24 protein-coding genes and 3 pseudogenes are annotated in these 21209 nt (G+C 31.6%); 12 read left to right on the forward strand and 15 right to left on the reverse strand.

What is annotated here, in order from left to right:
• Window positions 1–10: 10 nt before the first annotated feature.
• The 9 genes and pseudogenes from AC0OM3_RS22300 (at window position 11) to AC0OM3_RS22340 (ending at window position 7647) form a co-directional block, all read left to right on the forward strand.
• On the forward strand, window positions 11–271 hold the full coding sequence (locus AC0OM3_RS22300; protein ID WP_001071342.1) for a heterocycloanthracin/sonorensin family bacteriocin: 261 nt from the start codon (window positions 11–13) through the stop codon (window positions 269–271).
• Between the two features lie 100 nt (window positions 272–371).
• Window positions 372–1388: a serine hydrolase domain-containing protein gene (locus AC0OM3_RS22305; protein WP_474213076.1), complete on the forward strand. Its 1017-nt coding sequence runs from the start codon at window positions 372–374 to the stop codon at window positions 1386–1388.
• 31 nt (window positions 1389–1419) lie between these two features.
• Window positions 1420–1563, forward strand: a complete 144-nt coding sequence (locus tag AC0OM3_RS22310; protein ID WP_000653685.1) for a hypothetical protein — start codon at window positions 1420–1422, stop codon at window positions 1561–1563.
• Between the two features lie 280 nt (window positions 1564–1843).
• Window positions 1844–3052 (forward strand): L-lactate MFS transporter, encoded by a 1209-nt coding sequence (locus tag AC0OM3_RS22315; RefSeq protein ID WP_000815138.1) that lies wholly within the window; start codon window positions 1844–1846, stop codon window positions 3050–3052.
• Between the two features lie 271 nt (window positions 3053–3323).
• Window positions 3324–3950 (forward strand): cadmium resistance transporter, encoded by a 627-nt coding sequence (locus tag AC0OM3_RS22320; protein WP_000633412.1) that lies wholly within the window; start codon window positions 3324–3326, stop codon window positions 3948–3950.
• Window positions 3951–4200: 250 nt separating this feature from the next.
• Entirely contained in the window at window positions 4201–4626 is a 426-nt protein-coding gene (locus AC0OM3_RS22325) for a GNAT family N-acetyltransferase (protein ID WP_474213077.1), read from the forward strand.
• A 279-nt stretch (window positions 4627–4905) separates the two neighbouring features.
• Window positions 4906–5339 (forward strand): annotated as a pseudogene (locus tag AC0OM3_RS22330) (NUDIX hydrolase).
• Between the two features lie 30 nt (window positions 5340–5369).
• Window positions 5370–6500 (forward strand): DNA polymerase III subunit beta, encoded by a 1131-nt coding sequence (gene dnaN / locus AC0OM3_RS22335; protein ID WP_000394491.1) that lies wholly within the window; start codon window positions 5370–5372, stop codon window positions 6498–6500.
• A 223-nt stretch (window positions 6501–6723) separates the two neighbouring features.
• Window positions 6724–7647, forward strand: a complete 924-nt coding sequence (locus tag AC0OM3_RS22340; protein WP_000721072.1) for a hypothetical protein — start codon at window positions 6724–6726, stop codon at window positions 7645–7647.
• 63 nt (window positions 7648–7710) lie between these two features.
• On the opposite strand, the gene AC0OM3_RS22345 is transcribed toward AC0OM3_RS22340, so the two are convergent.
• On the reverse strand, window positions 7711–8673 hold the full coding sequence (locus tag AC0OM3_RS22345; protein ID WP_001037077.1) for an MBL fold metallo-hydrolase: 963 nt from the start codon (window positions 8671–8673) through the stop codon (window positions 7711–7713).
• A 281-nt stretch (window positions 8674–8954) separates the two neighbouring features.
• Between AC0OM3_RS22345 and AC0OM3_RS22350 the strand changes: the two are divergent.
• Window positions 8955–9493: pseudogene (locus AC0OM3_RS22350) on the forward strand (hypothetical protein).
• A gap of 806 nt (window positions 9494–10299) precedes the next feature.
• Here the strand turns inward: AC0OM3_RS22350 and AC0OM3_RS22355 are convergent.
• The 6 genes and pseudogenes from AC0OM3_RS22355 to AC0OM3_RS22380 form a co-directional block, all read right to left on the reverse strand.
• Window positions 10300–11115 carry a YwqG family protein gene (locus tag AC0OM3_RS22355; RefSeq protein WP_000799802.1) on the reverse strand — a complete coding sequence of 272 codons (816 nt, stop codon included), beginning with the start codon at window positions 11113–11115 and terminating at the stop codon, window positions 10300–10302.
• 78 nt (window positions 11116–11193) lie between these two features.
• Window positions 11194–11457: a DnaJ family domain-containing protein gene (locus AC0OM3_RS22360; RefSeq protein ID WP_239460905.1), complete on the reverse strand. Its 264-nt coding sequence runs from the start codon at window positions 11455–11457 to the stop codon at window positions 11194–11196.
• A gap of 21 nt (window positions 11458–11478) precedes the next feature.
• Window positions 11479–12657, reverse strand: a pseudogene (locus tag AC0OM3_RS22365) (alpha/beta hydrolase-fold protein).
• An 89-nt stretch (window positions 12658–12746) separates the two neighbouring features.
• Complete coding sequence (locus AC0OM3_RS22370; RefSeq protein ID WP_000800305.1) at window positions 12747–13112, reverse strand: hypothetical protein; 366 nt, start codon at window positions 13110–13112, stop codon at window positions 12747–12749.
• 281 nt (window positions 13113–13393) lie between these two features.
• Window positions 13394–13765: a YxiJ-like family protein gene (locus AC0OM3_RS22375; protein ID WP_000765936.1), complete on the reverse strand. Its 372-nt coding sequence runs from the start codon at window positions 13763–13765 to the stop codon at window positions 13394–13396.
• Window positions 13766–13777: 12 nt separating this feature from the next.
• Complete coding sequence (locus AC0OM3_RS22380) at window positions 13778–14629, reverse strand: patatin-like phospholipase family protein (protein ID WP_000789261.1); 852 nt, start codon at window positions 14627–14629, stop codon at window positions 13778–13780.
• A 179-nt stretch (window positions 14630–14808) separates the two neighbouring features.
• Here AC0OM3_RS22380 and AC0OM3_RS22385 point away from each other — a divergent pair, with 179 nt between their 5' ends.
• Window positions 14809–15186, forward strand: a complete 378-nt coding sequence (locus tag AC0OM3_RS22385) for a PH domain-containing protein (RefSeq protein WP_000522472.1) — start codon at window positions 14809–14811, stop codon at window positions 15184–15186.
• A gap of 120 nt (window positions 15187–15306) precedes the next feature.
• Here the strand turns inward: AC0OM3_RS22385 and AC0OM3_RS22390 are convergent, their stop codons facing one another.
• From AC0OM3_RS22390 to AC0OM3_RS22410, 5 genes are all read right to left on the reverse strand, one after another.
• Entirely contained in the window at window positions 15307–15780 is a 474-nt protein-coding gene (locus AC0OM3_RS22390; RefSeq protein ID WP_000402628.1) for a GNAT family N-acetyltransferase, read from the reverse strand.
• A 1-nt stretch (window position 15781) separates the two neighbouring features.
• Complete coding sequence (locus tag AC0OM3_RS22395; RefSeq protein ID WP_000999056.1) at window positions 15782–16303, reverse strand: YfiT family bacillithiol transferase; 522 nt, start codon at window positions 16301–16303, stop codon at window positions 15782–15784.
• 16 nt (window positions 16304–16319) lie between these two features.
• Complete coding sequence (locus tag AC0OM3_RS22400; protein WP_000409248.1) at window positions 16320–16847, reverse strand: GNAT family N-acetyltransferase; 528 nt, start codon at window positions 16845–16847, stop codon at window positions 16320–16322.
• Window positions 16848–16910: 63 nt separating this feature from the next.
• Entirely contained in the window at window positions 16911–18233 is a 1323-nt protein-coding gene (locus tag AC0OM3_RS22405) for an FAD-dependent oxidoreductase (protein ID WP_000482046.1), read from the reverse strand.
• An 82-nt stretch (window positions 18234–18315) separates the two neighbouring features.
• Entirely contained in the window at window positions 18316–19095 is a 780-nt protein-coding gene (locus tag AC0OM3_RS22410) for an undecaprenyl-diphosphate phosphatase (protein ID WP_001104297.1), read from the reverse strand.
• A 132-nt stretch (window positions 19096–19227) separates the two neighbouring features.
• Between AC0OM3_RS22410 and AC0OM3_RS22415 the strand changes: the two genes are divergently transcribed.
• The gene (locus AC0OM3_RS22415; RefSeq protein ID WP_474213078.1) at window positions 19228–19434 is read left to right on the forward strand and encodes a hypothetical protein; all 207 of its coding nucleotides are present in this window, start codon (window positions 19228–19230) and stop codon (window positions 19432–19434) included.
• A gap of 57 nt (window positions 19435–19491) precedes the next feature.
• Here the strand turns inward: AC0OM3_RS22415 and AC0OM3_RS22420 are convergent, their stop codons facing one another.
• From AC0OM3_RS22420 to AC0OM3_RS22430, 3 genes are all read right to left on the reverse strand, one after another.
• Window positions 19492–19872 (reverse strand): nucleotide excision repair endonuclease, encoded by a 381-nt coding sequence (locus AC0OM3_RS22420; protein WP_001048941.1) that lies wholly within the window; start codon window positions 19870–19872, stop codon window positions 19492–19494.
• 77 nt (window positions 19873–19949) lie between these two features.
• On the reverse strand, window positions 19950–20513 hold the full coding sequence (locus AC0OM3_RS22425) for a GNAT family N-acetyltransferase (RefSeq protein ID WP_000185960.1): 564 nt from the start codon (window positions 20511–20513) through the stop codon (window positions 19950–19952).
• Window positions 20514–20545: 32 nt separating this feature from the next.
• Window positions 20546–21118, reverse strand: coding sequence for a YybS family protein (locus AC0OM3_RS22430; RefSeq protein WP_196478408.1), 573 nt, complete (start codon window positions 21116–21118; stop codon window positions 20546–20548).
• Between the last annotated feature and the right edge of the window lie 91 nt (window positions 21119–21209).

Consider the following 21209-nt stretch of genomic DNA (forward strand, 5'->3'; position numbering starts at 1 on the left):
GGGGTTCGTAATGAATCAATTTCAACATGAACTACAAACATTAAACCTTAATGATTATCAAACTGGTAATGTTGTGTATTGGGATCAACAACAAAGTCAATATCCATACTATTACATTCAAGACGATGCACGTCGTTGCGGAGGATGCGGAGGTTGTGGTGGACGCTGTGGCGGTTGTGGCGGCGGTAGATGTGGTGGCTGTGGTGGACGTTGCGTAGGTTGCGCTGGTTGTTTTGGTTGCTTTAATTGCTGGAACTGGTGGATTATTTAAATATATTACATCATTAATATTTTATATGAAAGAAAGGTGTAAACATTGTTTATACTTTTCTTTCATGCTGTAATTTTCGAACGTATTAAGGGGGATTTATTTGTATATATACGATAAGTTGATTTCTTGGGTAGAAAATATTAAAGAAAAAAATCATAGTTCTGCTACAGCACTTTGTATTATAAAAAATAATAAAATCGTACTAGAGCATTATAGTGGTTACCACTCAAATATCTCTACAAGTAAAAAAGTAACCGCGTCATCACAATTCAACGTTGCTTCTGCGAGAAAAAGTTATTTAGGTTTAATGGTAGCATACGCACTTTACGAGGGGAAAATAAACTCTATTGATGATGAAGCGACAAAGTATTTTAAAGACTTTGATTCTGCATTGCTTGGTAAAACAACGATAAGACATTTAGTAACACATTCGCACGGATTAGAAGAAACGAATGACGGGACAATTTTTCGTGAATTTGAACCGGGACAATCATGGGCATATAGAGATATTAATGTAAGAATGATGACACGTCTTATTTACCAGCTATATAACAAAAGTGTTCCTGAATTGTTAAAGGAGCGTGTGTTTAAACCTGCTAATTTTCAAGAAACAGGTTGGAGAGTTCAGCGAGATGAAAATTTAGTTGACGTTGTTAATAATCCAAATGAAGACGCAATTAGTGAAATTGGTACAGTAGATGACGGTACTGAAAAAAATCTGTTTGTCTCAGCTAGAGAATTTGCTTATTGGGGTAATCTTCATTTAAATCAAGGTGTGATAAACGGTAAACAAATTGTTCCAAAAGAAGTTATAAAAATCGCTACGAGTTTGCAGAGTCCAACATTTATAAACAAAGAGCTACCACAAAATGGGGTGTTTTGGTTCGTCCAAAATGAACCTGCACAATTAAGTGAGCTTGGTGAACGTATTCCAAAAGGGTCGTATCAAATATTAGGGATTACTGGACCGACTATTTTAGTAATACCTGAATATAATGTAGTTGTTGCAAAAATGTATAACAAAAGATATAACTACGGCGGTGATAATTACTTATATTATTTACGTGAATTTAGCAATTTAGTCACTGATACATTTAGTAGCGGTAATAGGGCATAATTAATCCTATAACAAAAAGGAGTGATTGAAAGTGAAAGATAAAGTGAGCAAAAATAAAAAACAAAATATAAAAGATGTAAATACAGAGCAAAATGCAATTTACAGCGATCCTAAAGATGCAGCAAATATGCAAACTGTACCGCAGCCGAAGGATTTTGATGAAATCGAATATTAATTTTTCATCCGACTATATGATGAATGAAAAATACGTCTTAAGTCCCATCACATATAATAAATTATTTGATAACATATATACATAAGCATTTGAAAATGTCTTATCTTAACAAAGCTTTCTTTAGAAACATTCGGTATAACCTGCAAAAAGGCACTTCTTTATGAAGTGTCTTTTTGTGTATATGAACTTAATTACCATTTTCCGTACAGTATCTTACAATTTATGATGGATATACTAACTGTGAAAATTCATGTCAAGATAAAAGAAGGGGACAGTTAGTATGAAACAAACTTCTATAAATCCGTTACTAATTGTTCTAGGTACAATCATTGTTCAAATTGGCCTTGGAACAATTTATACATGGAGTTTATTTAATCAACCCCTTGTAAGTAAGTTTGGATGGAATCTTAATTCAGTAGCGATAACTTTCTCCATAACAAGTTTTTCTTTATCATTCTCAACTTTATTTGCAGCAAAATTGCAGAAAAAATTAGGACTTCGGAAACTTATTGCTACTGCAGGAATTGTTTTAGGACTCGGCTTAATACTTAGTTCACAAGTTTCTTCCTTACCACTATTATATTTATTAGCTGGTGTCGTTGTTGGTTATGCGGATGGAACGGCTTATATTACATCACTATCTAATTTAATTAAATGGTTTCCAAATCGGAAAGGGCTTATTTCAGGTATATCTGTATCAGCATATGGAATGGGCAGCTTAATCTTTAGGTATATAAACGGAAATCTTATCGATAACCTTGGTGTATCACAAGCATTCTTATATTGGGGTATTATCGTGTTACTTTTAGTATTAATCGGATCGTTCTTCTTACGTGAGGCAATTGTAAGTAATGCTGTAACTGAAACATTACAAAATGACTATACTCCGCGTGAAATGATGCGAACGAAACAAGTATATCTCCTATTTTTTATGTTATTCACCTCGTGTATGGGTGGTTTGTATTTAATAAGTATGGTAAAAGATATCGGCGTACAACTCGTTGGACTTAGCGCAGCAACCGCTGCAAACGCCGTTGCTATGATTGCAATCTTTAATACAGTAGGTAGAATCATTCTTGGGACGTTATCAGATAAAATCGGCCGCATGAAAATTGTCTCTGCAACGTTTATTATTATAGGTTTGTCAGTCTTTACTTTAAGTTTTATTCCGCTAAATTACGGAATCTATTTTGCTTGTGTAGCAAGTGTCGCCTTTTGCTTCGGCGGTAATATAACTATATTCCCAGCTATTGTCGGAGATTTCTTTGGATTAAAAAACCATAGTACAAATTATGGGATTGTCTACCAAGGTTTCGGATTTGGTGCGCTTGCAGGATCATTTATTGGAGCGATACTCGGGGGATTTCAACCAACTTTCATTATAATCGGTGTTTTAAGTGTTATTTCCTTTATTATTTCAATATTAATTCGTCCACCAAATGCAGAAAAGAAAAAGGAACTAAAACATTTACATCGGAAAGTAGCTTAATACTAAAAAGAGTCCTAATATAGGTCTCTTTTTTTGTGTAGAGAGAATAGAGTTATTTAATTTAAAATGATTTGAGAAGCAATAAAGTTGTTTATTTCTTAATGAACTAAGTAGCAGATACGTAGAATATTCATATTGTTTTATAAAGGAACTAACATGTTGTTAAAAAACATTTAGAAAATTACAGTTAACCAACTTTGTGATGGAACGTGCACTTCATTCATAGACCATTATTTTCTTATAAGTTTACAATGAAAGTAGTTGGCTTATATTGATTACAACCATAATTTCTTCTGTTGTGGCATTCGCTACAACAAATATTGATGACATTTTTATACTGCTTGTTTTATTTTCACAAGTAAGAACAGAAGTAATTAGGAAAGAAGGTAGAGCTGTCCGCGAAAAAGTTATGAGAAAAAAACTTTATATTGTTATTGGACAATATTTTGGGTTTAGTATGATTGTTTTTCTAAGTATCGTTGGGTCTTTAAGCTCTTTTTTCATTCCTGTTTCGTGGATTGGGTTATTAGGATTCGTGCCAATTTATATGGGGGTTAAAGGACTGTTGTCACTTCGTTCTTATAAAAGTAATGAAGTTATCGATAACGTTACTGGTTCATTATTTAAAGTAGCTTCAATTACATTAGCTAATGGAGCTGACAATATTTCGATTTATATACCAATGTTTGCTAGTCAAACTCTTGAAACAAATATCGTTACATTAGTTATCTTTTTTTTCATGATAGCGATATGGTGTTTTATTAGCTACAAATTGCTAAAAGCTCCTATACTAGCTAAAGTACTTGAGAAAAACTGTTATATTATTGTTCCAATTGTTCTAATTGGTTTAGGAATGTTCATTCTTTTTCGCAGTGATACAATTGGACTATTCTCCTAAGGTGTTGAAATAACGGAAGTTTTCATAAAAAAGAATTGAACAATTTTAATATTTTTTTGAGCAATTACATTCATTGAGATTAATTGGATTCTACACAACGTATATAAGTCTTATTACAGATGAAATGTAGTAGGGCTTTTTTATTTTAGTGAAATGAAACAATTGTATTAGTCATCTACGACTATTATTTAGACAGGACATTAGAATTATGAAGTTGAATAGCTATCGTAAAAGGAGTGTGACACTTAAAATGAAAATAGTACAGCAGTGGGTACAAGAAGATAGTGATTACATAAGAGAGAAAGTGATTGAATACAATCAAAAATGTCTTGCAGATGAAGAAAAAACCCCTTCAGAGAAGGTTAGTTTCATAGTAAGAAATGAAAAAGAAGAAATCGTAGGTGGGGTAACAGCAATAATTTTTTGGCACCATGTACACGTTGACTTTCTATGGGTTTCTGAAGAATATAGGCATGAAGGCTACGGAAGCAAGTTAATAAAACTTATTGAAGAATTTGCAATTGAAAAAGGGTGTAGGTTAATTAATTTAGATACTTTTAGTTTCCAAGCTCCTGATTTTTATAAGAAACATGGATATAAAGTAATTGGAGTAAGTGAAGATCATCCGAAAGGACATAATCATTATTATTTAGAAAAACGGTTAAAAAGTATATAGAATTTGTTAACGTTAGTATTTGAAATACAAATGCAATAAGGGCGAGGTTAATATTAATTTCAGTATTAATTGAATCAATTTTTATACTAAAACTGCAAGAACGTACTTTGGATAATCTTCCTAAGGTACGTTCTTTTTTTATATCAGTAGCCTATTCTTATTAACTCCAACAATAGTGGTAAAGGCAAGACTTAACTAACTTATATATATTAAAAGGAGTTAATGGTAGAATGAATAGAAGACAGAAAATTCCTTTTATTTAAAATAGAGGAGGTACATATGAAAAAAGTTAATGTTACATACGCGATTTTGTACGATAAAACTAATGAAAAGATCTTAATGGTAAAAAACAAAGGGGAAAATGGTTCTTATTATACATTACCAGGTGGCGCAGTTAAACTAGGAGAAACATTAGAAGAAGCAGTAATTCGAGAAGTAAAAGAAGAAACAGGGTTACATATAAATGTAAACGGGATTTGTTCTATCAGCGAAGCCTTTTTTGAGGAAAGAGATCATCATGCAATTTTCTAGGCGAAATAATCGGCGGAGAGACATATATATCAAGGCCAAAAGAAATCGAAGAGATTACTTGGATGGAATTACATATAGCAGCTCCATATTTACGCATACCAGAACATTTACTAGATTTATTACAAAAGAAAGAAACAGTACCTTATTTTTTTAACGGAACAATCGTTCATCAATCTTCATAAAAATATTATCTTATGTAAGGCGGGGAAAACATGGAGTTTATCGTTAATCACAAACAATTCACTCAATCACTTTCAGAAGTCAACAAAGCAATATCAACAAAATCTTTAATTCCTATATTATCTGGTATAAAAATAACTGCAGATCAATCTGGAATTACTTTAATTGCAAGTAACTCGAATATTTTTATTAAAAAATTCATTCCTGTTTCAATTGAAGACGAAAAAATTGCAACTATTTTAAAGGCAGGAACTATTGTTGTACCTGCAAAGTATTTCATTGAAATAATAAAGAAAATGCCAAGTGATATAGCAATAAAAAGTAAGAATGAGCAAATTATTAAGATACAATCAGAAGAAATCACATTAAGTTTAAATGGATTTCCTGCAGATGAGTTTCCGAATGTACCGCTTATAGATAATCATGCAGAAATCAAAGTAGAGACAGAGCAATTGATTGAAGTATTTAAACAAACAGTCTTTGCAGTAGCAAAAAATGAATCTAGACCTGTTCTTACTGGGGTGCATATAGAGTTATCTAATAATAAGTTCATTTGTGCTGCAACTGACTCACATAGACTAGCTATACGCGAAACATTGCTTTCCTCAGATGTAAAAGCAAATTGTATTGTACCAAGCTCAACCATTAGTGAACTTCTAAAATTAATAAACGGCAATTCGGAATTCGTATATATCTACCTTTCAGAGAGTCATATTATATTTACGCTCGGAACAACTACATTATATTCAAGACTAATTGAAGGGAAATATCCTAATATTTCTAACCTTATTCCAAATGACTTTAAAACGATTATTAACATAGATAGAAAAAAGATATTACAAGGTGTAGATCGATCAAGTTTATTAGCAAGTGAATGGGCCAATAACAATGTTAACTTAGAAATCATAAACGAATCTACAATTAAAATTTCTTCAAACGCTTCTCAAATTGGGCAAATATCCGAAACGCAACAGATAGATGCGATTCAAGGTGAAAAACAATTAAATATATCTTTCGATGGGCGTTTTATGGTTGATGCTTTAAGAGCAATAAAAGAAGAAACGATTACTTTAAGCTTTGGCGGTTCTATGAGACCGATATTGATTGAAGCAGGAGAGCAATCTGCAGCAGTACATCTTATATCACCAGTAAGAGCTTATTAGGGATAGAGGAAGTGATTACATTATGTACAAGCAGACTTTTGTTTTATGAAATCATAAATTAATACATTATAAGAATGATGTATTAGTATAGCAAACAGTTTACTAAATCCTACATAATATAATTCAATCATAGACAAAGCAGCAATGGTAATCTGAAATACAAAGCAAAATAATAATAACCTAAATATAAAAGCCATAGATTAATCGATATGGGGTGAGTACGATGAAGAAAATAATTGTTTTACTCATTGGTATAGTTTTAATTATTTTTGCTTTTTATCAATACAACAAAAAAGATTATGCAGCTAAAAGTACTAACTTGTATGTAGAAAACTTTAAAGGGGAAAATGATTCAATAAAAATACAATCTGCTATTAATAAAGCAGAGTCTAGTAAAATTAAAACTGTATTGCTTGATGATAAAAAGTATAAAATCACGTCACCAATCATTGTTAAAAAAGGTGTGAAATTATTATTTGGTTATGGATCCCAATTTGTAGTTGAGGGAAACTTTAGAGTTTTAGAACTAGAGAAAAACGCATCCATTGAAGGAGCGTATATAGCTATTGACGATCCTAAATTTAACTCTGAAGTTATTTATTTAGACGGTAAAAATAAATATTATAACACTTGGAACAAAACACAAATAAAAGATATAAATATTATCAATTGGACGGAAACGAATAAAGGTACCGGAATTTCTTTATACTCTGCTGGAAAAGAAAATGAAATTTCGTTTGTTAACTTCGAAAATATTAAAGTTGTAGGAATGGAAACTGGACTGAAATTAGTAGCGAAAAAACCGAGCACCGGACAAGCTTGGATAAATGCCAATCGTTTTATGAACTTTTCTTTAGAAGACTGTGTAAATATGATTTATATGGATAGTCAAGTAACTACGCCAAATGAAATTAGTGGGAATCAATTTACAAACCTTCAAATACAGCCTTCAAATAAAACAAAAAGCGTTATACAGGTAAGTGGTCAACATAATGAATTTCATGGGATGGTGTGGGATTTAAATAAAATAAAACATGAAAACGAACTCATTGAACTGACTGATAAGAGTATGAATACAGTGGTTGAAATGTCCAGTGTACCAGCAAATAGAGTATTAGATAGTGGGAGATCCAATATAGTAAAATAAGTTTAAATACAGAAAAAAGAGCGAATTCTTTATAAGAGGATTCGCTCTTTTTATGTTTTAAAATTAAATTTCCTTCCACCAAGCTGATAAAGGATAGTCTGTAGATTTTAACGTAATAGATTCGCCAATTTGTGGTGTTGTAATTTTCACTCCTAAACGGTTGGCTTCTTGTGTAACACGTTCTATCGGGTCACTCCATTCGTGTAATGCTAACGTAAAAGCACCCCAATGAATCGGAAGAAGTAATTCTCCTTTAACATCAATATGGGCTTGTACCGTTTCTTCAGGCAACATATGAATAGCAGACCACCTCGGATCATATTGTCCGCATTCCATTAATGTAAGATCGAATGGACCGTATTTATCACCAATTTCCTTAAAGTGAGGGGCATAACCGCTATCACCACTAAAGAAAATTTTAGTCTTTTGACCAAGAATAAGCCATGAACACCATAATGAACAATCTCTATCTGTCATACCACGTCCAGAGAAATGCCTTGCAGGCGCACATACTAACTTAATATTATCAAACGTAATTTCGTCCCACCAATTATGCTCACTAATTTTACTAGGTGAAACACCCCATTTAATAAGATATTGTGCAACTCCAGTTGGAACATAAAAGTGCTTTGCGCGATCTTTTAACTGCATAATACTTTTGTAATTCAAATGATCATAGTGATTATGAGAAATGATAATCGCATCAATTTCTTGAAGGTCATCACGTTCTAAAGAAAAAGCACCACTATAGCGTTTACTATTAAACAAAGGAAATGGGGAAGAGGCATCTCCAAACATAGGGTCTAATAATAGTTTTTTACCTTCTATTTTCAAAAGAGAAGCAGAATGGCCAAACCATGTAACACTCTCAAACGATTCATTATCTTTATTTGATAAAACGATAGGCAAATCCTTTATAGGACGCAGCTTTGATTTCATTTTAAAGTAATCCGTCATTAAACTTATAATATCTTTCGGTTTAAAACTCATATCAGTATGAATTTGATTTGTATATTTCTTATTCATCAGTTCTCCTTTTTACGATTAACAATTTACGTATGTGGTTATTGTAGCTATTTGTAGTTTAAACTATATCATTTTACCTTTCATCATAAATTCGTCAAATTCATTATTCGTATCTATAAAGTACAAATCGCAAAGTGGCAGCTAAAACAAATATTAAGTACATGTTGTAAATTGTTTTTATTTAGTAAATTCCTTCTTATACGCAACAAAGAACATACGTTTCGTTGTGTGTTATAGAAGAAAATATGTCTCTAATAAAAGAAAGGAAGGAGAGGATGTAAGTGCACATAGAGCGAAAAAAGAAATCAAAATGTAAACTATCAAAAGCTGAAATCATTCATATGTATGCAGAAGGGGAAAGTACTTCAGAAATCGCGATGCTTGCTAATGTTTCTGCAAGGTATATTCGTATGGTTCTAACAGACAACAACGTTCCAAGGCGCGCTATAGGGAGCTGGAAGAGAAAGTATGACATAAAAGAAGATTATTTTAAAACTTGGTCAAATAATATGGCTTATATTTTAGGATTTATAGCAGCAGATGGTGTTATACAGAAAGAAAATCAATACAACTATTTTCAAATTGGATTTATAAAGACAAAGATATTTATTTGCATAGAAAATATGAAGTGTTTCAGAAAGAAAGTCTGAGTTTAGATCAATTACAAGATTGAAAATTAAAACAAACTCAAACTGCCGTTAAACAAAGAAAACAAAATTTCCTTGAAGAATATATGAAAAATAAATGTAATGCTACAACTTGTTCAAATTTAGAAATAAGCGAATCGGCTTTCAAACGTTGGCTAAAAAATGATAATTAATTTAAAAGAGATTATGAAAAGATTAAGTTAATTAAAGATAACTTATTAATTGAAATTGAAGCAATTGCTGTAGCAAACTAATTTTAAGAACTTATTCGTAATCATATCAATGCAATTCGTTTAATGCGTTCAGTTAAAACGAATTGCATTTTTTATTGTCTTAAATATAATTTATATCTGGAGACATTATCATCAACAACTCATAAAACAACAACAAATAAGCACACAATCGATTACACAGAATGAATCCGATGAAAAGGGAAGCGTAACAATCTAAACTAACATATAATAAGTTTATTACTTTTATCCAGTTAACATAATATATATTATAGGAAGTTATAGAAACAAATCGATTACAGGTATCAAAAACCAAGTAAACTATACTTAATGAGACGTAACAGAGATTTTTAGTGAGATTTACATGAAATCTTATCTAAACAAATTTCTTCAGTTTTTATCGTTTTTATTTGTTATAAATTCATCACAGCAAATCTTAATCAATAATCGCTTGAGATTTAACGAATCCAAATCATTTTTGATCGGCAAGAAATTTTTATACAGAAAAATTATTTCTATACAAAATATAAATTAGTGATTTTATTTTATGTTTTACTTAATGAATTGATTGCTATTTGCACACATTTTACAACTTTACATTATTTGTTGTTATTTCTGTTATTTAGGCTTGACTTTCATTACACTCATTGTTTTTTATTCTAGTTAACATAACGTTTATTTTTAATATAAAAAAATCTTCCCTTACCTTCAGGAAGATTTTTTGTTTGCTATTATTTTATTTATATCTTCTAGTAACAATCCCAATTGTAAATGACATTGGAAAAATCTAGATTTAACAGCTCTTCCTTACGTATAAAGAAATTAGCAACACCAGAATCTCCCCACATAATATTTAATGAATCGTCTGTATCGATTTGCAGCAATAATATGTCATGCTGTTGGTATTTTTCTTCCCATTCTCTCGGATCTGTCTGTGTGAAAAATGGATATCCGCCAATTTTATGTCCTTGATCTTTACATAAATCATCATACAGTTCGCCTAATTCTATATTATTTTCTTCATCAACAATTTCTTCCCAATCAATGTTATCACTAAAAATCATTTCAAATCGATAATCTCTTGGTGTTACTGGTTGATATGCCAACTCAAACTTTAGTTTTGCTGCTTCGGGTATGATAAAATTCTCTAAATCTAAAGTGTTTAAATAACTAAAATCAGTAATCACCTTAGTTAAATCCGCTGTGATTGTAGAATGATAAACAATTCGAAAGTCTTTTTGGCTTGTGGGATGATCAAAATCTGCTCCAAAAAGATCTTCTTCAGCACTTATGAAAAACTGTAACATTCCATGTTGAGGCATATGTTCAATGTTTGGTATTTCTTCAAGGTTTAACTGCGCAAGTAGCATCATAGGTTGTCCGTTTGAGTCTTTAGGATGCTCTTGATCTATAGGTAAATACGGATAACCACCAAACTTACTTTCAAAAAGGGTTGTCTCTGCTAATGTTCCAGACACTTTAACATACGGTTTCACACTTTCTTCTAAAATACTACGATACTGTTCTAGTTCTTTCGGAATTTGAAGTTGATACGTATTCTTCACTACATTTGCCTCCCTTTAGTAATGAATTGAAAATACCTAACTTAATTATATAGCAAGCGATAGCTTAATTGAAAATCGTTAAAAATCCATTTTCACCCTCATTCTAGGTAATACATGATTATTTTTCAAAGTTCTATACAGTTGCTTTTCAGGATTGTACGAAAGATCTTTATCTAGATTTAGAAGTTTCTCCTTACCAGGTAAATTATCAAAAGACCCTTTCTTTTTTGCTTCTTTTACGATAGAACTAATATGGTCCTCATACGTAAATGTCCAAACTTTCTCATCTTTTACTAAAATCTCTTGCTTTTTTAGTTTTTTATCTAGTTCTTCTTGATTCATAGAATCTCTCCTCTTTACATTTTATAGTAGCGTTTTTGTACGTTTCAATGCTTTCAATCCATCAAATAACTTTTCTCGCCACCAAATACCGTCATATCCGCCTTGAAACTCTTCATAAGTAATCTCTGGATACTCTTTTTCTTTTAAAGCTTTATACAGGCGTCTATTAGCCGTTAAAAGAGGTTTGTTTTCGAGTTCTCCTGCTGCAATATAAAAATGAGGTTGAGTCGCATTTAAATCTATAGATGAAATTTGATTTTCATAACCATCCTTTTTCCAATGCACGGATCCAGACATTGACAACACGTTTCCGAAAACATGTGGATTTTAAAGCGCTGCATAAAAAGCTGCTAGGTCACCAAGACTGAAACCAGCAATTGTTGTATGATTCCTTTCTTGATAAACGTGATACTTAGATTGAATCCACGGAAGTAATTCCTTCGTTAAAAATGCATTCATTTTATCGTTATAAGTTAGCTCTTCTAATCGATCGACAGGATCTATAGCAACAGCAATACACGATGGGATTTCTTTTTCGTAAATTAAATAATTAAGTGTTTTTGTGATTGAAAGGTCATTAATGAATGAATTCCCATCAAATACAATGAGAAGTTCTTGAAGATGTGAAGTGTGAGAATAATCATGAGGCGTATAAATATGAATTTTGCGTGTGTTATTTAAAATCGAACTATAAAAAGAATATGTTTCAATCTTTCCGGATGGATAATCATTTGAAGGAAAACGACTGCTATATTGCACCTCCATTCCTATGTTTAACACAGACGCTTTATTGGTACCTTCTCCAAATGTATTTCGATTAAATTGGTCTATTTCGTACTGTTCACTACGCTTTATCCAATCATTTTCGAAAACATCGTTTACTGAAAAATAGTACGTTGAAATAAAACTCTTATCCGTCCTAAACGTTACATACCAAATATCTGTCTGTAACAATCGTTGTAATTGATTTACAGACAAATCCCAACCAGGAAAACTACCGAATACATAAACGTTTTCAGTGTTTTGATCCCCTAACCATATATACGTTATAAGCTTATACTGATTATCTGCAGGGCATTGTTCTATTAGTGGCGTGTGATTTGACTTTATTTCATGCAAAAAAGTATAAAGAGCTTTTTCGTTTCCATTCTTTAATTGATTTTTAAGCTTCTCTAACTTAGGACTGATTATTGTAGTCACCTCTCTTCCTCCTTTGTAGTATTCTATATGTAGTTTTTTTCATTAGAATCCCTATATAAAAGTAGTCGTAAGTTATTTGTTTAGCGAAGTTATTTATTAGAAAAGTAATCAATTGCCTGAATAGAAAGTTCTAATGATTTTATTCTTCTTTCTAAAAGCGTTCTTTGAGGACTCCCAAGCTTTGACTTAACGTAAATCTTTTCAATTGATGGAAGCAAACCAATTAGAACATTACGAGCTTCTGCTAAATCTTCCTGAGTATAATGATGAGTTTCTTGCTTCCAAACACTTTCTAACATAGCTAAGCCGATACTAGCTGCTTTGAGTCTTTTTTTCACTAAAGTAGTATTTGATCCTTTTTGAGTCATCTGTGATAAGGCATTTTCAAGTTTACTAATTGTTGACTGTAAAGATTTTATTGATTCTACTTTATCTATATTTGATACGTTTTTCATGTTAATGTTATCCCTTCTATGTTGCTAACTTGTTTTGTTTAATGTTTAATGAAATCCTTAAAAGCTTGATTTCACTCGAAATATTTTAACATAAATAACTAACTGTATTCGAGTTGGACAATAACTTAAAGTAAAACAGCTATTCCTCTCTCCTCCCCTGCATCATTCTATTATATGTACTTCTTTCTTCTCATTAGAATTCCTATATAAACTAGTTGTTAATATTGAATGTTTTATGAACAAAAAAACGTACAAGTAATGTAACCTGTACGTTTTCGCTTTTATTCAGTAAGGTAATAAAGTAATAGCTTTCTGGTCTTCTCATAACTTATGAAATCTCTATACAAAATGGGATAATTCACAATTTCTGTTTCTAGAAAACGATATTGCGGAAACCACTCGAAAAACGATTTTCTTAACCACTTTATTTGTTGAAACGTAATGTTCTGTTCGTTTCCATTTAGTACAGAATTTAAAGTAGCTGCTGTATGCATCCAATAATGATTAAAATCAGCGTTTATACAGTCATCTTCGGTAAATTTACTTTTTAAATCTCGCTGCAATTTTGCTGTAGCACGATAAGGAAACGGTTTATGAAGTGGACTATGCATTTTCTGCAATTCCTTAAAAATAATTCGTTTTCCTAACTTCAACTTTCCACCCCTTTATTTCTCTATCCAATTTAATAAGTTTTCATAATGATATTGAGCATCGATATACCCAAGATTATATAGATTAACGAGCTTTTCCTTATTTCTTTCTATTCCGCTTATGGGAAGCTGTACACTTGGTTGAATTACATAAAAATTATCTTTTTGTTCTTCTCGATTCATATAAGATATCGTCTCATTATAAAAACGATAATGGTCTACTAAATTCTCTGCGATTTTCGGATATTTTCTATATAAAATTTTAGCCAGGCCTGAAAATTTATTTCGCTGCTTCTCATATCCTTCTGGCTTTGTCATAATGACAACGTTCTTTTCATAACCATCCTTTTGGGCTTTCAAAACTGGTATAGGGTCTATAATCCCTCCATCTAATAATTTTCGATTATTATATTCTACAGCAGGTGCTATAAACGGCACAGAGCTTGAGGCGCGAATGATTTTTAAAATATCATTTCCGTGTTCTGCTTTATTATAATAAATGGCTTGTCCTGATTCGCAATCAGTCGTCCCTATGACAAACTGTTCATTACAGTTTAAGAAAGTTTGAAAATCAAATGGTACAATTTTATTAGGTACTTCATCAAATAAAAAATCCATTCCGAATAATTCGCGTTTTCGAATCAAATTTCGATAAGATATATAACGGTGATCTGCTACTAGCTCTGTATTTACTTTCTTATTTCTCCCTTTTTGACGTGATAAATAAGTTGCTCCCATACAGGCTCCTGCTGATACGCCGACTACATACGGAAAGAATAAGTTCTTTTCCATGAAATATTCGAGTACACCTGCAGTATATAAACCTTTCATTCCTCCGCCTTCTAATACTAAACCTATATTCTTCATGCTATATCCCTCTGCTTCTTTTTTCTTAATTCCATATTAGCATAAGATTTTAAGATGAGGTTATATAAACTAATTACAACAATAACCAGAAACTACTAAAGTAAAGTCATAATATCTTTGAGAGTAACATGTTACAATATAAGTAATTCATTCCACATATATTAAAGGAGGAATTTAATATGGGGTTATTTAGCGGTATTTTAGGAAATGCATCAAATACGAGTTCTGAAAGTGTAGAACGTGATTTAGAGAAGATTATGCTAGACGATGAAAAAGTAGAGCATGCTTATAAATTAATTCGTGATCTAATCGTATTTACAAATCGTCGTCTTATTTTAGTAGATAAACAAGGAGTAACTGGCAAAAAAACAGAATACCATTCTATTCCTTATAAAAGTATTACACAATATAGCATCGAAACGGCTGGGCATTTTGATTTAGATGCAGAACTTAAAATTTGGGTGTCTAGTATGGAGGATCCAATTACGAAAGAATTTAAAGGTGACGATAGTATTTTAAGCATTCAAAAAGCGTTAGTAACCTTTACGACAAAGTAGTGGTTTTTGTATTTTTATTCATTTCAAAAATTAATAACCCGAGTATTTTGGAAGAATATACATTATTTTTGTATATTTAATCTTAAATAATGTAGAAAGGTAAAGCGTATTTTGTATGCTTTACCTTTCTTTTTTGTAATAAACAAGTGTAGTTTTATCATTTAATTCCTTTTTAGCTTCTGTTCTTTTATACTCCATCTTTTCATACAAAAAACAATTTTTCTCTTCTTCTAAAATAGTAGCAAGTTCCCAGCTCGTTGCTTCAGGAAACATTTCCTCAATTAATGTAAGTACCTTTTGGGCAATTCCTTTTCCTTGATAACTCGGGTGAATAAACATTGGACTGATCCAAAATTTAGAGGGTGTTTCTTTTTGTGAAATGCATATCGCTCCAACAAGATTCATAGCCACTATTATTTTATAGAAGCCACCGTCTACATGATTTATTCTACAAATAGTTTTTTCGATAGTTTCATTTGCTGGATTTGTTTCATAGTCTTTATATTTATGTAATAAAGAGCTAAATGAGTCTATTTGCATTTGAAATATAACTTCTGCATCAGTTTCTGTCGCCTTCTCTAATATAATCTCCATGTTACCAATTTAGACGCTTTCTTAAAGAAGTAATATGAGCGGTATGGTGACGACCATGCCATGCGTATAGTCCTATTGCAACAGCAAGTTTTGTTTCACCAGTTTCAGGATGGTTAAATGTCTTTTCTAAATCTTCAATTTTTAGAGAATATAACAGGTTAACCCATCTTTTATGTAATGAATCTAGCATTACTAGTGAAACATCTACCGGTAATTTTGAATCGGGTAACTCTGCCCACTTCTCTTCTTTATACGGCTTAATAGTTGGATTCTTTTCTGTCAGTGCTAATTTAAAGCGTATGTAGCTATTCATATGGCTATCAACGACGTGATGAACTACTTGACGTACAGTCCAACCTCCAATGCGATATGGTGTATCTAACTGCTTCTGATCTAAATCTTTAATTGCCTTTGTTAGTTCATTAGGTAAATCTTCAATTTCTTGAATCCATGTATCAATCATTTCTGCAGTTATAGGACGTTTGTATGTAAATTGGCCAATTGGATAACGTAAATCATTCATGAATAAGTCCTCCTTATTATAAGCGCGAAGTATTTCTCCAAATATAGTGTACAAACTTCACATGTTCTCCATGTAATTCTACAGATGTTACATCTGATTCGTTTTGATAAGAAGAAAATCCGCTTTTTTCTAGTACAATTTGTGATGCGAGATTATTAGTCGTTGTTTTAGCATGAACTTCAGTAATTTCATTATTTTTCGCTACATCTAAAATTAATTTTACGGCTGCTGTTGCAACTCCTTTTTTAGTAAATTTTTCTCCGACCCGATACCCTAGCGAACTAATTCGAGTTTCTGTATCTATATCTACTAAATTGATTCGTCCTACAATTTCTTTTTCTTCATTACGAATTAAATAAAAATAAGAATTTCCATCCACCTGTTCTATTAATAAATCGTCTAGTAGTTTTTGGAAATATTCAAATTCAAAATATTTTGAGCCACGATTTGGTACCATTGTTTCAAAAAAAGATTTATTCGTAAGTTCAAACGTATATAAATCCTTAGCATCTTGTTTCTTTAGTTGCTCTATGTATATTTCCATCCCGTATTCTCCTTCTTGATTTACTAAATGTTATACATTCTTTTTTAATCAATTATATTCCTGCTATTTCTTTCGATTAAGTAATACAGCTAGTAGCACTTTCGGATGAAAAAGATGAAATGGACTACGAATTAAATTCATCACTCGTACTAACCGAATATAAACATCAGAATTACTTGCAGATAGTCGATATATTTGTTTCGTATACCATAGCTGAAATTTTTGTTTTGTAGTTAATTCTCTCTTTAGTTGCGGGTGACGTGAAATTTCTGTTGTTGTCATATCCCAAGCGGTTTCTATTATAGTAGCTGCCTTTTTATAAAATTGTTGTGTAAATGTTTTATCAAGTTGTTTTCTATCTTGCAAAAGTAATTGCAATTGGTGAGCCTCCATAGCAGCAACTGAAATACCTTGGCCGAAAACGGGATCAAAACGACATTGCGCATCTCCAACAACTAATAATCCTTCTGGTACATTATTCACTAAATCAAATCGCCGGCGTACTTGATAAGGAATTTTGTATGTCTTTATATCAGTAATTCCCTCAGCCTTATTTAGGAAATCTGTAACATTAGAAATTGATAGGTTTTCAGCAAAATCATAAAACTCATCATCTGTTTGTGGTGCTTTCTCATTTGCGTATCCACTAAAAGTAACAAAATAACGATTATCTTCTATCGTTTGAATAAGAACACCATAAGGGTTATCAGGGAAACTCGGAGACATTAGCATGTTACAACAGTCTAACTCCTCATTTTCTTTAAGTTTGAACATTTTCGTTGCGTAAAATAAATCAATACGAACTTTCTCTTCTTTTACTTCAATTTCGTATTCTCGTAGCCACTCTATACTTTTCGAGCCAAATCCACTCGCATCAACTACAAGATCCGCATGAACTTCTTCTTGTGTGTCTGTCTCTAAATATTTAACTTTTACTCCACACACTTTGTTAAGCTTTGCATCTACCAATAACCCTTTAACCAATGTTCCATATTTAATAGTAATATTTGAAATTTGATGTATTCGTTTTTGAATATGCCATTCTAGCAAAGGACGACTTTGTTGAATCATATGTATTTCCCCTATGAACGGTTGTTTCCATAGACCGAATTGATTCCATTTCAAATCACGCGTAAAGTTGTTTATAATACTACCCGCTTCTATTAATTCATTCGTAATATTAGGAAACAATTCCTCAATTGCGATTTCTCCACCTTTTAATAACACATGAGGATGATTACTTTGTGGAACTCTTTTTATCGAAGACTTTCCATCCCATCTTTCACCAGCTTCTATAATGATTACTTCTTTAAAAGAAGTTGATAATGCTTTTGCTGCAAACTTTCCTGCCATGCTTCCACCAATAACGATAGCCTTATTAAACATATTTTCCCCCTTAATAAAAAGAGATCCTGCCTTGTATGAATGAAACAGGATCTTAAACTAATTAACTTCTTTATCATTATACTTAAAATACATCAGTAAATTGCAACATTAAAATTAAAATACCTAATCCCCATACGTAATACGCGAATACTTTTAAGGAGTGACGTTTTAAATATTGAATCATCCATGAAACAGCTATATATCCAAAAAACGCTGCTGATAACGTTCCGACAATTAAAGATGTACTAGAAATAGATTCTGCTTTCCCTTGAAAAACGTCTACAAATTGCAAAATGATAGCTCCGACAATCGCTGGCGTTGATAATAAGAAAGAAAAGTAAGCAGCAGTTTCGCGGTCCAACTTCCTCCATAATGCAGCGACGATTGTCATTCCAGAACGAGAAATTGCCGGAAAAATAGCAGCCGCTTGAAATGAACCGATAATAAATGCATCTTTATATGTAATGTCGTCCATTTTTTTACGACCATTCTTTTGTTTATCCGCCAAGTAGAGAAAGAATCCTGTCACTAAAAACTCCCAACCAATTGTAATACCTGTTTTTGAAATATCCTCAAAAAAATCTTTAAACAACAATCCGATTACAACTGCGGGTATCGTTCCGACAATAAGTAGCAGCATTAATTTTGAAAATGGATTTTTAATTAAATATATAAATTCTTTTTTGTAATAAATAAACACCGCAAGTAAAGTCCCAATATGCAGCATCGTATCTAAAAATAAGCCAGCCTCATCTAATCGGAACAAATGCCTTCCTAAATAAAGATGTCCGGTACTACTGATTGGTAAAAATTCTGTTAAACCTTGAATTATACCTAGTATGAAAGCTTCTAACCAATTCATGATGGTCTCCTTTCTCTTTTGCTTGTACCAATATATGAGGGTTAAATTTTCGATATGAAAAAAACTATATTTCTCTATGAATTTACTTTTCATTTATGGATATATATGTAAAGAGGATTAAGGAGGGTTATTATGTGGAAGCACAAAAAATTCGGTAATGTATTACTTTGGGTGGGCCCTATCCTTGTATTTTTAGGATTATGTATGACAAATGTTATTTTAGATATTCCTTTCTTTGAGGGAAAACATAAAACGGTTGGTATTGTACTTATATTTATAGGTGTAATCTGTTTTGTTGCTGCTAATCATTTGAAAAAAGGAGAAAGATATGAAGAATAAATCTAAATAAAAAACAATCCTGGCATATTAACTAGGATTGCTTTTTATTAATGTTGATTATTTGTAGAATACTTTATCAACGTTATATTTCGCTTTGTATTCATTAATGATATATGTTTCGTAAATTTCTCTTTCTGTTGGATCTTCTACGATACATGCATCAATGCGGTATACTTCATCACGGTGGTTTTTAATTGGTGAAACATTATCTTCAAAATGCTTCTTAATACGTTGTCTAATTTTACGAGCTTTACCTACGAAAAGAAGTTCGTCATTAATATTGTAAAACATAAAAATGCCGCCTTTATCTCTAGGGAACAAGTGGAAATCGATAAATCCATTAATTGGAGTAATGATTGGCTCGTCTCCTTTAATAACTTGTTTACGTTCAGTAATTGAAACATCAGCTTCAGGAATATTAATTTTAATCAAGTTCATTCACGTCCTCTTTTATTATAAAGATAAATAATAGCATACATAAGTAAGAAAAGCTATGCTCAAAGGCATATTTCATTTTATAATTCAAATATTATAGGTGTATCATGTAAACTTTTCTTCCAAATCATATGATCACTGGATTCTCCCCAGTAATCTTTCAATACATAGCTAGGTTTTCCAAACTTTTTTATCCATATACTTTGCGCATTTTTATATCCACTATCTAAACAATATTCTGTTATCCCTCTGCTAAGTAATGTAAGAAACATTGTATGTAGTAATAAACTCCCTATTCCCTTTCTTTGATACTCCGGAAGTATGAATACAGTTCCTATTTCATACAAATTTTTAAGTACACCACCTGTACAACTATTAATCAATGTACTTGCTGGACCGATTTCGATTGTTCCAATGATTTTATCGTTACTTGTATCAATTGCTAATAAAAAGTAACGACTTTCTCCGTTACTATCAAAATCACTTTTCAAATACTGCTTTTTTGAGTTAATTTCATTTTCTATGTCATCCAATAATTGTGACAATCCTTCATTTTTGTATGTATTCGTAATAACTATACGGAAAAATAAATATAGTTCATCTACATCATTCAAATTCGGTCTTCTAACTGCAACGTTAGTCATAAATTCAATCTCCAATCCTCATTATGCCATTATCAATACAACACTTTATATAATCTATTCATCATTATTCTGCAAAAACCTGCATAAATCCAACAGTATAGAAAGCTCATTATAAATATTGATAAAATAATTTTTATATCCATAGTTGTATGAACAGCAGGACCAAGTACCGGAAAGTGGAAAACATCGAGAACGATCATAATACCTATAAGTAGACAAGTTGCTGAAAAAGAAACAATCCAAATTCTCCTCTTTAATATTAAAAAAGATACTCCTAAGGCTAGACCTAATAAGCCTGTAGTAAAAGGAAAGACAATTAGTTCACTGGGCTCAATAATAAATAATAGAAAAATAGTAAGAACATAAGAAAGTATTCCCTCACGAATAGAATAGAAAATAGCAAAAAAAATCGGTAATGTCGAAAATGGACTAATGAGCAAACCTATACCAGGAACTAAGTTCCCAGCTGCTTGAAACATGGTGGCCAATGCACTCATCAAAGCTGTAAGTACTAACTTATTCGCAAGGGACAATTTTCTTTTATGAACAAAGCTCGTATCATGTTCTATCATCAGTTGATACCAATAACGTACAAACCAATTCATTAAAATACCCCCTAAAGATACCACATTCATTACTTTCTATATTATTCATACACTTATGGTTTATGAGTTGCTTTCTACTAGTTATAAATCA

Source organism: Bacillus sp. FAU20, from assembly GCF_056033865.1.

Excerpts from the sequence above, each read along its gene's own strand:
- AC0OM3_RS22315 (WP_000815138.1), top strand. The coding sequence starts at position 1,844 with ATGAAACAAACTTCTATAAATCCGTTACTAATTGTTCTAGGTACAATC.
- AC0OM3_RS22385 (WP_000522472.1), top strand. The coding sequence starts at position 14,809 with ATGGGGTTATTTAGCGGTATTTTAGGAAATGCATCAAATACGAGTTCT.
- AC0OM3_RS22430 (WP_196478408.1), bottom strand. The coding sequence starts at position 21,118 with ATGAATTGGTTTGTACGTTATTGGTATCAACTGATGATAGAACATGAT.
- AC0OM3_RS22360 (WP_239460905.1), bottom strand. The coding sequence starts at position 11,457 with ATGAATCAAGAAGAACTAGATAAAAAACTAAAAAAGCAAGAGATTTTA.
- AC0OM3_RS22345 (WP_001037077.1), bottom strand. The coding sequence starts at position 8,673 with ATGAATAAGAAATATACAAATCAAATTCATACTGATATGAGTTTTAAA.
- dnaN (WP_000394491.1), top strand. The coding sequence starts at position 5,370 with ATGGAGTTTATCGTTAATCACAAACAATTCACTCAATCACTTTCAGAA.
- AC0OM3_RS22300 (WP_001071342.1), top strand. The coding sequence starts at position 11 with ATGAATCAATTTCAACATGAACTACAAACATTAAACCTTAATGATTAT.
- AC0OM3_RS22390 (WP_000402628.1), bottom strand. The coding sequence starts at position 15,780 with ATGGAGATTATATTAGAGAAGGCGACAGAAACTGATGCAGAAGTTATA.
- AC0OM3_RS22340 (WP_000721072.1), top strand. The coding sequence starts at position 6,724 with ATGAAGAAAATAATTGTTTTACTCATTGGTATAGTTTTAATTATTTTT.
- AC0OM3_RS22410 (WP_001104297.1), bottom strand. The coding sequence starts at position 19,095 with ATGAATTGGTTAGAAGCTTTCATACTAGGTATAATTCAAGGTTTAACA.
- AC0OM3_RS22380 (WP_000789261.1), bottom strand. The coding sequence starts at position 14,629 with ATGAAGAATATAGGTTTAGTATTAGAAGGCGGAGGAATGAAAGGTTTA.
- AC0OM3_RS22370 (WP_000800305.1), bottom strand. The coding sequence starts at position 13,112 with ATGAAAAACGTATCAAATATAGATAAAGTAGAATCAATAAAATCTTTA.
- AC0OM3_RS22420 (WP_001048941.1), bottom strand. The coding sequence starts at position 19,872 with ATGAACTTGATTAAAATTAATATTCCTGAAGCTGATGTTTCAATTACT.
- AC0OM3_RS22425 (WP_000185960.1), bottom strand. The coding sequence starts at position 20,513 with ATGACTAACGTTGCAGTTAGAAGACCGAATTTGAATGATGTAGATGAA.
- AC0OM3_RS22400 (WP_000409248.1), bottom strand. The coding sequence starts at position 16,847 with ATGGAAATATACATAGAGCAACTAAAGAAACAAGATGCTAAGGATTTA.
- AC0OM3_RS22405 (WP_000482046.1), bottom strand. The coding sequence starts at position 18,233 with ATGTTTAATAAGGCTATCGTTATTGGTGGAAGCATGGCAGGAAAGTTT.
- AC0OM3_RS22325 (WP_474213077.1), top strand. The coding sequence starts at position 4,201 with ATGAAAATAGTACAGCAGTGGGTACAAGAAGATAGTGATTACATAAGA.
- AC0OM3_RS22415 (WP_474213078.1), top strand. The coding sequence starts at position 19,228 with ATGTGGAAGCACAAAAAATTCGGTAATGTATTACTTTGGGTGGGCCCT.
- AC0OM3_RS22395 (WP_000999056.1), bottom strand. The coding sequence starts at position 16,303 with ATGAATGATTTACGTTATCCAATTGGCCAATTTACATACAAACGTCCT.